This window comes from Rhodococcus sp. AH-ZY2 (assembly GCF_030916465.1).
GTDB lineage: Bacteria > Actinomycetota > Actinomycetes > Mycobacteriales > Mycobacteriaceae > Rhodococcus > Rhodococcus ruber.
This window is the reverse complement of the sequence record NZ_CP126458.1, coordinates 5,315,682-5,326,659: the sequence shown is the minus strand read 5'-3', so window position 1 is coordinate 5,326,659 and position 10,978 is coordinate 5,315,682. Positions and strand designations below refer to the sequence as shown.

At 71.4% G+C, this 10,978-nt stretch carries 9 protein-coding genes; 4 read left to right on the top strand and 5 right to left on the bottom strand.

Annotated elements, in window-relative coordinates; all coding sequences use genetic code 11:
• Nucleotides 1–54 precede the first annotated feature (54 nt).
• Nucleotides 55–807, bottom strand: coding sequence for a MerR family transcriptional regulator (locus tag QNA09_RS25510; RefSeq protein WP_064066436.1), 753 nt, complete (start codon nt 805–807; stop codon nt 55–57).
• Nucleotides 808–939: 132 nt separating this feature from the next.
• Here QNA09_RS25510 and QNA09_RS25505 point away from each other — a divergent pair, with 132 nt between their 5' ends.
• Complete coding sequence (locus QNA09_RS25505) at nt 940–1,404, top strand: DUF2231 domain-containing protein (RefSeq protein WP_010596197.1); 465 nt, start codon at nt 940–942, stop codon at nt 1,402–1,404.
• A gap of 10 nt (nt 1,405–1,414) precedes the next feature.
• Here QNA09_RS25505 and QNA09_RS25500 read toward each other — a convergent pair whose 3' ends face one another.
• From QNA09_RS25500 to QNA09_RS25490, 3 genes are read right to left on the bottom strand one after another with little or no spacing between them, the layout of a single operon-like run.
• A complete protein-coding gene (locus QNA09_RS25500) occupies nt 1,415–2,782 on the bottom strand; it encodes an MFS transporter (protein ID WP_119699314.1) in 1,368 nt (455 codons plus the stop codon).
• A 42-nt stretch (nt 2,783–2,824) separates the two neighbouring features.
• Nucleotides 2,825–3,835 carry a PDR/VanB family oxidoreductase gene (locus tag QNA09_RS25495; protein WP_248957423.1) on the bottom strand — a complete coding sequence of 337 codons (1,011 nt, stop codon included), beginning with the start codon at nt 3,833–3,835 and terminating at the stop codon, nt 2,825–2,827.
• A gap of 1 nt (nt 3,836) precedes the next feature.
• Complete coding sequence (locus tag QNA09_RS25490; RefSeq protein ID WP_248957422.1) at nt 3,837–4,952, bottom strand: aromatic ring-hydroxylating dioxygenase subunit alpha; 1,116 nt, start codon at nt 4,950–4,952, stop codon at nt 3,837–3,839.
• 125 nt (nt 4,953–5,077) lie between these two features.
• Between QNA09_RS25490 and QNA09_RS25485 the strand changes: the two genes are divergently transcribed.
• On the top strand, nt 5,078–5,668 hold the full coding sequence (locus QNA09_RS25485) for a PadR family transcriptional regulator (protein ID WP_010596201.1): 591 nt from the start codon (nt 5,078–5,080) through the stop codon (nt 5,666–5,668).
• Nucleotides 5,669–5,810: 142 nt separating this feature from the next.
• Nucleotides 5,811–6,920 (top strand): glycosyltransferase, encoded by a 1,110-nt coding sequence (locus tag QNA09_RS25480; protein WP_010596202.1) that lies wholly within the window; start codon nt 5,811–5,813, stop codon nt 6,918–6,920.
• Nucleotides 6,921–7,007: 87 nt separating this feature from the next.
• On the opposite strand, the gene QNA09_RS25475 is transcribed toward QNA09_RS25480, so the two are convergent.
• On the bottom strand, nt 7,008–8,555 hold the full coding sequence (locus QNA09_RS25475; protein WP_082170430.1) for a SpoIID/LytB domain-containing protein: 1,548 nt from the start codon (nt 8,553–8,555) through the stop codon (nt 7,008–7,010).
• A 326-nt stretch (nt 8,556–8,881) separates the two neighbouring features.
• Here QNA09_RS25475 and QNA09_RS25470 point away from each other — a divergent pair, with 326 nt between their 5' ends.
• Nucleotides 8,882–10,975 carry an N-acetylmuramoyl-L-alanine amidase gene (locus QNA09_RS25470; RefSeq protein ID WP_308072146.1) on the top strand — a complete coding sequence of 698 codons (2,094 nt, stop codon included), beginning with the start codon at nt 8,882–8,884 and terminating at the stop codon, nt 10,973–10,975.
• Nucleotides 10,976–10,978 lie beyond the last annotated feature (3 nt).

Sequence of the window (10,978 nt, the reverse complement as noted above, 5' to 3'; positions counted from 1 at the left end):
CCCGCGCGCCCGTGCGCGTTTCCGGTAGCGGGAGCGACCGGAAACACACACGGGTCAGGCGAGGTGGGCCCGCAGGGCAGACCGGACGAACGTCGCACCGTCCGGGCCGCCGTAGTTCGCGGCGAACCGCTCGTCGGCGACGTACATGTCGGCCAGGCCCAGGACGTAGTCCCGGTTCGGCTGCGCCCCGTACCCGGGGGTGCCGGGGATGCTGCCGAGCCACGCGATGTGGCGACGGGCCAGGTCCTGTCCTTCCGGGCCGGCGGGGTCGAGGCCGGCGGCCGCGGCGGCCGTCCAGTCCGCGCCCAGGCGGGCGGCGACGGTCTTCCAGTCCGCCCGCTCGTCGTCGCTCATGCCCCGCCACCAGCGGTCGCTGCTCTCGTAGGCGTCCTCGCCCCAGCGTTCGATCACCTCGTCGCGGTACTGCGTGTGGTCGAACCCGTCGAACACTTCGTCCGCCATCAGTTCCTCACCTCTCTCTGTTCTGCGGATGGTGGTGCGCACCGACTCGATCTGCCGGGCCAGCCGCCGCTGCTCGTGCTCGAGCAGTTCCAGGTGCACGCGCAGCGCCGCGGTGGCGTCGCGGTGTCCCTCGAGCACCTCCGCGATGGCGGGCAGGCTCAGGCCCAGGTCACGCAGCAGCAGGATGCGCTGCAGCCGGACCAGGGCGTCGGCGTCGTAGAACCGCATGCCGCCCGGGCCGGTGCGGCTGGGCTCGAGCACGCCGACGTCGCCGTAGTGACGCAGCGTGCGGCTGGTGACTCCGGCCGCGCGGGCCAGTTCCTGGATGGACCATTCGCCCTTCATTCGCGGGCCTCTCTCGTCGGGTATCCCCAGGATGCGTCTTGACGCTGCGTCAACGTCAAGCGCGTTCGGGTCCCGTTCGTCCGGATCCCCGCCTACGGTTTCCCTGATGCTCCGGCCGGAAGGAAAGACGGTATGACGCTGATCAGCGGACTGCCCGCCCACCCCCTGCTCGTGCACGGGGTCGTCGTTCTGGTGCCCCTGGTGTCGCTGGGACTGGTCCTGTGCGCGCTGTGGCCGGCCGCGCGGCGACGCCTGCTGTGGCCGGTCGTGGTGCTCGCGGCCGCGGCGCTGGTCCTGACCCCGATCACCGCCGAGACCGGCGAGCAGCTCGCCGGTGTCCTGGGCCCGTCCCCGCTGATCGAGACGCACGAGGAACTCGGCGAGACGATGACCCTCGTCGTCGCGCTGTTGTTCGCCGCGACGATGCTGCTCGCGGGTGCGCACGTGCTGCGCGGCCGCGACGACGGCGGCGGGCGACGAGCCCTGATCGTCGTCGCGGCCGTGCTGGCCGTCGTCGCCGCGGTGGGTGCGACGGTGCAGACCGTCCGGGTCGGCGAGTCCGGCGCCGAGGCCGTGTGGACCGGACGGCTGCCGTAGCGACAGTGCGTCAGACCGCTGCCGGTGCCCCTGCGTCCGGCGCCGCTGCGTCCGGCGCCGCTGCGTCCGGGGCCGCGACCGGGGTGCGTGCCGGTCGCAGCAGCAACAGCGCCACCGCGGCCAGGACGACCACGCCGGCGACGGCGAAGTACAGCTGCGCCGGTGACCAGCCCGCGTCGAGCAGCATGCCCGCGGCGGTGGGGGCGAGGATCGCGCCGGCGCGGCCGACGCCGATGGCCCAGCCGACGCCGGTGCTGCGCACCCGCGGGCCGTAGAGGGACGGGGCGAGGGTGTACAGACCGGCGATGCAGCCGTTGATCAGACCGCCGATCACGATTCCCAGCGCGAACGCGACGGCGAGCACCGAGATCGAGGCGATGAACACGGCCATGGCCGCAGCCGACAGGCCGGTGAAGGTGATCAGGACGGACCGAGTCGACCACCGGCTGGCCAGGACGCCGAACAGCACGGAGCCGGCCGTGCCGCCGAGGGTGAGCATCATGCCGGCGGTCGCGCTCTGATCCTTGGTCAGACCGGCCGTCTCGAGCAGCGACGGGGTCCAGGAATTGACGAAGTAGAAGCCGAACATGGTGGTGAAGAACGCCGCCCACAGCAGGAGGGTCGGACGGGCGCGGCTTCCGGTGAAGAGGTCCGCGATGCGACCGGCCCCCGCCCCGGCGTCGCGGCTGGAGCCGTCGAGCGAGTGGATCGGGTCCTGGCCGATACGACGGGCGATCCGGTTGATCGACGCGAGGTCGCCGTCTCGGCCGCGGGCCCCGAGGAACTCGATCGATTCCGGCAGCAGCGCGGCCAGCAGCACCAGCACCGTTCCGGTCAGCACCGCACCGACGACGAACACTGCCCGCCAACCGTATTCGGTCTGCAGGCCCACCGCGGCCAATCCGCCGAGAGTGGCACCGACGCCGTACCCGGCGGTGTAGATGCTGATGGCCAGGCCGCGCCACCGCGCCGAGGAGTATTCGCTGGCGATGACGGTGGTGCAGGCGAGCACTCCGCCGATGCCGAGACCGGTGAGCACACGCCAGGTACCGAGCTGCCATGCCGATCCTGCGGTGGCGGACAGCGCCATTCCGGCGGTGGCGAGTGCGACCGACAGGAGGATGAGCGGCCGGCGGCCGATCCGGTCGGCGACCGGGGCGAGGGTGATCGCGCCTACGGCCATGCCGATCAACCCGGCGCTGAGGAGCACACCGATCGCCGAGCCGCCGAGCGCGAAGTCGGCGCCGATGCTCTTGGCCGTGAAGGCCAGGGCCATGACGTCGTAGCCGTCGAGGATGTTGAGCACCACACACAGGGCGACGATCAGCCACTGGTAGGGGCGCATCGGCGACGTGTCGATGCGAGCACGAAGGTCCATGCCGAATTCCTTTGAGGGAGGGTGTATCCGATGACCAGGCCGTCAGCGGACGGCGAGGGTGACGGTGCCGGGCACGGCGGGGGCGCCGGGACGGCGCACCACTCGCGACACGCAGGCACACAACTTCGTCGCGGCCGCCTTCTGCTCTTCGCTGTAGAAGACGTCACGGTGGTCGACGGCGCCGTCGACCGCGGCGATGCCGACCTGGCACAGACCGCATTCGCCCTTGCGGCAGTCGAACATCATGTCGACGCCGGCGCGTTCGAGTGCGCCGAGCAGGGACTCGTCGGTTCCGACGGTGGTTTCGACGCCGAGGTCGGGAACCTTGACGACGAACTCCTCGGCGTCGAACCAGCCGCTGTTGCCGAAGGTTTCGTACCTGAGGTTCGGCAGGGGCAGCTCGCGGTCCACCCAGGCGCGACGGACCGCGTCCATCAGCCGGATCGGCCCGCACATGTACAACTCGGTGTGCGCATCGACGCCGTCGACCAGGGTGCCGACGTCGAGGCCGGTGCCTTCGTCGTCGAGGTGCAGTTCGAGCCGGTCTCCGTGGAGCGCGGCCAGTTCGGAGAGGAAGGCCGCCGCCGAGCGGGTGCGGGCGACGTAGACGAGACGGTAGTCGGCGCCGACCCGCTTCAGCGCCGTGCCCATCGCGGAGATCGCCGTGATGCCGATACCACCGGCGAGCAGGACGTAGCGCCGCGCGCCGATCCGCAAGGGGAAGTTCTGCAGCGGTGCGGTGACGTCGAGTTCGTCGCCGGGGCGCAGCGCGTGCATGAATCGCGATCCGCCCCGCGAGGTCGGGGACAGGTGCACACCGAGGGTGACGGTCCGGCCGTCGGCGCCGGCGGAGACGACGGTGCCGGCGGTGCCGGTGGAGACGACGGAGTAGGACCGCACCTCGCCGGTGTCGAGGCGCACGTCGACGTGGGATCCCGGTTCCGCTCGGACCGGTGTGTCGAGGGCGAGGACGATCCGGGCGATCGCGTCGGCCGCAGGGTCGGTCGAGACGACACGGCCGCGCTGCCAGGAGGGCTGGTTGAAGGCACTCATCTCAGCGCACCGCCTCGGGGATCGAGGTGCCGGTGGCGACGATCCGTTCGGCCTCGATCATGCGCTGGATGATCCTGCGCACCCACATGCCGCCGGCGTCGATGTTGAGGTTGTATAACTCGTGGCCGGGGTTCGCCTCGATCGCCTTCTGCTGGGCGGTGAGCATCGCCTCGTCCTCCCCGAAGACGCCGTGGACGCCGTCGCGGGTCTGGGTGGTGATCAGCTGGCTGTCGAGGCAGTAGTTGCGCATGAACGCCCAGAAGTAGAGCGCGGTCTTCTCGTCGACCGGGGAGATGGTGTTCATCACGAATCCGTTGACGCCCTGGCTGCGGTCCCCCTCGGGGGCGCCGGTGCCGGCCTTGGCGACACCGACGTCGATGCGGATGGTCGACGGCGCCTGGAACTCGATGATCTGCCAGCGGTCGACCTTGCCGCTGAAGCCGGGGAACTTGTCGCGCATGTTCTTCTGCCAGAACGGGGGCGCGTCGATGTCGAGCATCCACCGGGTGACGGTGACGGTGCGGTCGTCGTGGGTGACGGTGAAATCGGACTCGCTGAGTTCGTCCTGCCCGATCGACGACGAGTGCACGAACTCCTCGTGGGTGAGGTCCATGAGGTTGTCGAGCACGAGCTGGTAGTTGGCCTGCACGTCGATGGTGCGTCCGTCGCCGGCCCAGTCGGGTGAATCCATCTGGAACATGTCGGGGATGGTGTCGGGGTCGGCGAGCATCGGATCCCCGGGCCACACCCACACGAAGCGGTGCCGCTCGACGACCGGGTACGAGGCCACCATCGCGGACGGGTTGATCGTCTGCTGGGCGGGCATGTGGGTGCACCGGCCGGCGGAGTTGAACTGCAGGCCGTGGTAGGGGCACCGGATTCCGTCGGCGCCGACGAGGGTGCCCATCGAGAGCGGGGCGAGGCGGTGCCAGCACGCGTCGGCGAGGGCCACCGGCCGGCCGTCCTCGGTGCGGTAGAGCGCGAGCGGCTTGCCCGCGATGGTGCGGGCCAGGATCTCGCGTCTGCCGACCTCGTGGTCCCAGGCCGCGACGTACCAGGCGTCGAGCGGGTAGGCCATGTTCTTCGCGGTCGCCCCGGCGGGCCCCAGATCGGTCATGTCGTTCCTTCGGGAAGATCGGCGAGACTACCTATCGACATAGATAGTCGGTGACGTGAACCACACACTAACTATCGATATAGTGGTTGGCAAGACCGGTCCCCGAAACGAGAGGTGAGGACGAGATGAGCCTCCGCTATGCCCTGCTGGCGCTGCTCACGGCCGAACCCCTCACCGGGTACGACGCCGCCAAACGCTTCGGCGGCTCCGTCGGTTTCGTCTGGCACGCCCCCGACTCGCAGATCTATCCCGAACTCCGCCGGATGGAGAAGGAAGGCCTGATCGAAGGCGAGCAGGTCCGCTGGGGGCCGAACAGCACCAAGACCCGCTACTCGATCACCGACGACGGCATCCGCGCCTTCCGGGACTGGATGAACGCCCCGGTGGACTACGGGCCGATCCGCGACGCCCCGCACATGCGAGCGGCCTACTTCGAGTGGGCCGACCCCGACCGCGTCCGCGAGAACCTACAGCGGCACATCGACTACTACACCGAACAGCGGGCCCGATGGGCCGCGATGCGCGCCTCGATCCTCGACGCCTCCCACCCCACCATCGCCACCCGCATCGAGAAATACCCCGCGCAGGAACACGAACGGATCATCGCCTACAAGGCATTCGCCTACCAGGGACTCGTCGACCGTGCGACCGCCGAGATCGAATGGGCGCGCGACGGCCTGGATCTCGTGGACAAGCTGTCCCCTCCGTCGCCCTGATCCCGGCCACGGCGGAACGTCGCGGGGTGCAGGCACCGCCGCGGATGCGACGCCTGCGGCGATCGGGAGGTTCCGCGGGCGTTCACCGCGGCGCCCGGCGTCGTTGGCGCGCCCGTCGCCGCGGTCCGGCTCACTGAGACCGGTGCGCATCGTTCAGCTCGCCAACTTCTACGGGCCCCGGTCCGGCGGCCTGCGCACCGCCCTGCACCAGTGGGGCGGCGGGTACGTCGCGCGCGGGCACGACGTCGCACTGGTGGTGCCCGGCGCCCGGCGCGGCGAGGAACTGCTCGGGAACGGGGTCCTGCGGATCACCGTTCCGGCGCCGGTCGTGCCGTGGACCGGCGGATACCGGGTGGCCGACCCGCGACGCGTCGCGGACGTGCTGCGCGGCCTGCGGCCCGACGCGGTGGAGGTGTCGGACCGGCTGACCCTGCGCGGGTTCGGGCGATGGGCGCGACGGCGCGACGTCCGCAGCGTCGTCGTCTCCCACGAGCGGCTCGATCGCCTGCTCGGCCAGGCGCTGCCGGCACCGGCCGCACGCCGGGCCGCCGACCTGGCCAACCGCCGGATGGCTGCGGACTACGACACGGTGGTGTGCACGACGGAGTTCGCGGGTGCGGAGTTCACCCGCATCGGGACGCCGAACCTCGTGCGGGTGCCGCTCGGCGTCGACCTCGACCGCTTCCATCCCGCCCGTCGCGATCGGGGCCTGCGCGAGCGGTTCGTACCGGGCTCGGTGCGGCTGCTGCTGCACTGCGGCCGGCTGTCCGTCGAGAAGAAGGTCGAGCGCAGCATCGACGCGACCCGGTTGCTGCGTCGTCGCGGGCACGACGTGCACCTCGTCGTCGCCGGCGACGGGCCGAGACGACATGCCTTGGAACACAGAGCCAGAGGGCTCCCGGTGACGTTCACCGGGTACATCGGGGACGCCCGCCGGCTCGCCGCGCTGTTCGCCACCGCCGACGTGTCGCTGGCCCCGGGCCCGCACGAGACGTTCTGCCTGTCGGCGCTCGAATCGCTCGCGGCCGGCACGCCGGTGGTGGCGTCGCGCTCGTCGGCGTTGACGGAGATCCTCACACCCGAGTGCGGCGCCCTGTCGGCCGACCGCGGAACGGCGTTCGCCGAGGCGGTCGACGAGATACTCCGCGGCCCCGACGACGTCCTGCGCCGCTCCGCCCGTCGTCGCGCCGAGCAGTTCGGCTGGGCGGCATCGGTCGACGGGATGCTCGCGGTACTCGGCGCTTCCGGATAGCCGTTCACCGACGCGGGGCTCCCGGCCGAATGTCACATCGCGTCGATCGGATCGACGCGATGTGACATTCGGCCACGAAACCAGGTGCTACTCGGCGCTTCCCGTCCCGGGCAGCCACTCACGCATGATGCTCGAGTCGATCACCTGCGCGCCGAGGTCGGGGGTCCAGACGATGATGCCGCCGGTGAAGACGCGGAACTTGCCGCGTTCGTCGGGCAGCATCAGCTCCGGTCCGACCGGGGTGCCCAGGGCCCCGTCGTGCCCGCCGAGCTCGAGGTACTTCTCCTCGATGGGCGAGCCATGACCGGTCTCGAAGGGTTCGTCGCCGACCTCGGGACCGGGCTCGGGCGCGGGAGTGGACGGCGGAACCGCGGCCTCCGCACCCTCCTGGACGGTGAACCAGTCGGAGCGCAGCCCCAGTTTGGCGCGCGCCTCGGCACCCGTGGTCTCGACCGTGCGGTCGGCACCGACGATGCGGACGTGGGTGACGCGGCCGCCGTCGGCCCCGAGGTTGTTGCGGCCGACGATCTCGAACGCCTGCAGTTCGCCGACCCCGAAGGCCGTGCCGATCTCCCCCGCGGTCATCGTCTCGGCCCACTGCCGGTTGGGAGCGACGGCGTCCCCGAGGTCCTCCACGGAGGGGAAGGTGCCACCGGCCGAGTAGCCGCCCGTCGAGGCCGAGAACTCGCTGGCGACGACCTTGCCGTCCGTCATCAGGACGGTGCCGCGGGTCGAGTTCACCGCCTCGTTCGTGCGGGGGTCCTCCTTGCTCGACCCCGCATACACCTGGCAGTTCTGGCTGTCGCACGTCTGCCACAGCGGCGAGCGGTTCTCCGCCGCGGCGTAGGAGCGGGCGGCGATGGCCTGCGCGCGCAGCGCCTCGGCCCCGCCGGTGTCGGCCCAGCTGGGCAGCGACTCGGCCGGGACGACGCTGAGCAGGTAGTCCTCCATCGACAGCCGGTTGACGGTGCGCGGCGCCGCGCCGTCGAGGACGACACCGAGCGAGCCGCGGTAGGGGGCGCTGTTGCCGCAGAGCTTGAGGTGTTCGGCGACGGGCCGGCCCTCACCCATGTCGACGGGGTCGACCCACGGCAGGTCGGCGCGGCCCTGCCACAGCACCTCGCCGGAACAGCCGGCGGTGACGACGACGTCCGCTCCCCCGTCCGCGGTGGGCGTCAGGTGGGCGGCCTCCCCGGGCCCGGTCTGCCGGCCGGCGACGGTCATCCCGGTGTCGGAGTAGACGTCGAGGGGCGCGTCGTCCTGCCCGACGAGCCGGACCGCGATCATGGTGTTCTCGGGCAGAGCGCCGAGGGTGGTGCCGCCGTAGTAGTGGCCGAGGATGCGATCGGCGGACCAGCCGTGCTGCGAGGCGTAGCCGTAGGCACCCCACTGGCCCATGCCGCGACCGTGACCGTGACCGAAGCCCACGAAGGTGAACGGGGTGTCGGCGGCGACGGCCTGCGCCACGTCGGGTTCGGCGGTGCGCACGTGCATCACCCCGCCGATCGCGGCGCCGATGAGCAGCGCGGGGGCGAGGCCGATCGCCGCGGCGCGGGCCGTGGCGGGCCGCCAGCCGTTGCGGAGGGGGTGTCCGACGACGAGACGCCGCCGGCGATGGGTCCGGCGGATGGACATTCGTGGCATGCGCTGCACTCCCTCGTTCTCGCACCGTGTGCCGCCCGGACGCAGGTCCGCGCGTATCGGACATTCGAGACGGATCCTCAAGCTCAGGTTGAGGCTTAAGGTTGTCTGCGACTAGTGTGGCAAGAGTGACTGAATGAAGCAACAACAGCCACAGCAGTAACACCAGAATCACAAGTTGCACACGATTCTCGGCCGTTCCGCACGTCGGGTCGTCCGGATGACGGAGGATTCGGTTCGATTCGAGCCGGCTCCTCGGCCTCGGCCGAGCGCCGCCCGGCCGCCGAGGACCGCCGCGAACACCGACAGGGAGAAGCACCGTGCCGCATCGCCGACCGAAGCCGTCGATCGTCCTGGGTGCCGTCGCCGCCCTGGCCGTCGCCAGCCCATTCGCCGTCTACGGCGTCACGAGCACCACATCGGACGTCCGCACCACCAACGAGTCCGTCCCCACCGTCGTACCGCCCGAGATCGCGGAGGTCGTGCTCGCATCCGTGCCGGACATCGTGATCCCGATCCACGAACTCACCGGCCTGAACCTGCCCGATCTGAGCCTGAGGGAACTCGCCGCGGGGCTGCCGGAGATCGCCGCGCCCGCCCCGTCGACCACCCCGGCGCCGGCCCCCGCGGCCGCGGACGTCGTCGACCGCATCGGAGCGACCGTCAAGCAGCTCACCAGGGACGCCCCGTTCAGCATGATCGCGCTGGCCGCCAAGGACGTCGCCGACACCGACGCGCGCATCCGGGCCCAGCGGGAGGACGGCAGCTGGGGGCCGTGGACGGCCACCGAACCGATCGACACGAGCCGCGACGACCAGACGCCCGACGAGCGGGCTGGCACCGAACCGATCTACGTCGGCGCCACGAAGGTCGTGCAGGTCCTGCTCACCCCGCGCCCGAAACCTGAACCGACACTCGCCGGCGCCGAGATCCCCGCGCCGGCCCCGGCACCCGCACCGGCCCCCGCTCCCGCCCAGCCGGAGCTGGGCTATGCGCCCGCGTCGTCGTCACGGCCCCTGCACGCCCAGGAACCCGCCGCCACCGAGGACGTCAGCGCCGTGCTCATCGACCCGGGGTCGAGCAGCGCCGACGCCGCGCTCGACGACATCGCCGGTCCGGTCGGAGGGTCCGGGCCGAAGGTGATCACCCGAGCGCAGTGGGGTGCCGACGAGTCCATCCGCTGTCAGGACGCCACCTACGACGACTCGCTCGGCGGAGCCACCGTGCACCACACCGCCGGCAGCAACGACTACTCCAAGGCCGAATCGGCGGAGATCGTGCGCGCCATCTACGCCTACCACGCGCAGACCCTGGGTTGGTGCGACGTCGGCTACAACGTGCTCGTCGACCGATACGGGCAGATCTTCGAGGGCCGCGCCGGCGGCCTGGACAAGCCCGTGCAGGGCGCGCACGCCGGCGGCTTCAACGAGAACACCGTCGGCATCGCGATGATGGGCGACTTCTCCAACGTCGAGCCTCCGAAGGCCGCGGTCGACGCGGTGGGCCGCTTCCTCGGCTGGCGGCTCGCGAAGGCGGGGCTCGACCCCGAGGGCGAGACCACCATGTACTCGGAGGGCACGTCCTTCACCCCGTACCCGCAGGGCGCGGCCGTCGACCTGCCGATCATCTTCGCGCACCGCGACGTCGGCAACACCAGCTGCCCCGGCGACTCCGGCTACGCGAAGATGGACGAGATCCGAGACATCGCCGCGGCCACCGCCGCCGGACAGAGCACCACGCCGTCCGAGCCCAGCGACGACTCGTCCGACCTCGTCACCGACAACCCGCGCGCACAGGTGCCCGACGTCGACGCGGGGGCTCCGGCCACCGGCTCGGCGGACCGCCTGCCAGACACCGGCTCGGCCGAGAAGGTCGCGGACCTCGTCGGCGAGCTGATCCGGCTCACCGACAACTCGCCGCTGGCCCAGAAGTGGATCGCCGAGGGCGGCGAGACCGGCCGTCTGGGGGCCGCTGTGTCCGGCATCCTGCCCGCCAAGGCAGGGTACGAACGCGCCGAGTTCGTCAACGGCGCCATCTACACCTCGCCGAACGGTGGTGTGTGGACGGTGCTCGGCGAGATCTACAAGACGTGGCAGCGCAGCGGCCTCGACGCGGGTGAACTCGGCCTGCCGACCAGCGACGAGTACCGCGTCCCGGACGGCTGGCGCTCGGACTTCGAGTTCGGCTCGCTGATCTTCAACGAGCTCACCGGCGCGGTGACGAAGGTGCTGCGCGCCTACAACGACGCGTACGAACAGGCACAGACCCCGGCCGCCGCGCCGGCCCCCGAGGCCCCGGCTCCGGCCCCCCAGGCTCCGGCCCCCCAGGCCCCGGCCCCCCAGGCCCCGGCCCCCCAGGCCCCGGCTCCCGAGGCCCTGGCACCGGAAGCGCCGGCCCCCGCTCCGGCGCCCTGACCG